Consider the following 707-nt stretch of genomic DNA (forward strand, 5'->3'; position numbering starts at 1 on the left):
ACAAAGAATTAGACAGCATCGGGCTTTATGCTTGTAGCCTGATGCTTTCTATATATATATATCGGCATTAATTAGCAATGAATACCTGAGGAAACTATGTCTGAAGATCCAATATTAAAATTCAAGACTTGGTGGGATGAAGTCAAAAACAACCTGAATTTGAAACATCCCAATGCAGTTTGTGTATCTACTCTCGATGAAAAAGGCTTTCCTTCAGGACGTTTTGTTGACTTAAAAGCAGTAAACAATGGGGGGTTTATTTTCTGTACCTATTTGGATTCAAAAAAAGGGCAAGAACTGCAACGTAATCCAAAAATCTCCCTAACATTTTGGTGGGAAGGTGTTGGTTACCAAGTCCGAGTTACAGGCCTCGCCTTTGAAATATCAGAATCAGACGCAGAAAAATATTGGTACTCTCGTACCCGAGATGCCCAAATAACCACTCTAAGCTGTCAGCAAAGTCAATTATTATCCTCAGAGCAAAAATTACGTAAGCAAGTTGTTCAAGTTATAGGAACATTAAGTGATAATCCCATTCCAAAACCAAAAAATTGGGGAGGATATCGAGTAGAACCTAATACAATCGAGTTTTTAACTTTCAAAGAAGATCGGTTACATCTACGAGAACTCTATTTAAAGAAAAATGGTACTTGGCAAAAATATTTGTTACAACCTTAAAAATTTAGATACGATGCTGTAACTGATAA

1 protein-coding gene is annotated in these 707 nt (G+C 36.1%); it reads left to right on the plus strand.

Features of this window, described 5'->3' with window-relative positions:
- Positions 1-96 precede the first annotated feature (96 nt).
- Positions 97-678 carry a pyridoxine/pyridoxamine 5'-phosphate oxidase gene (locus PSI15_RS18340; protein ID WP_273584767.1) on the plus strand — a complete coding sequence of 194 codons (582 nt, stop codon included), beginning with the start codon at positions 97-99 and terminating at the stop codon, positions 676-678.
- The last annotated feature ends 29 nt before the right edge of the window (positions 679-707 follow it).

The sequence above is a fragment of the Xenorhabdus sp. PR6a genome (genome assembly GCF_028599065.1).
Classification (GTDB): Bacteria; Pseudomonadota; Gammaproteobacteria; order Enterobacterales; family Enterobacteriaceae; genus Xenorhabdus; species Xenorhabdus doucetiae.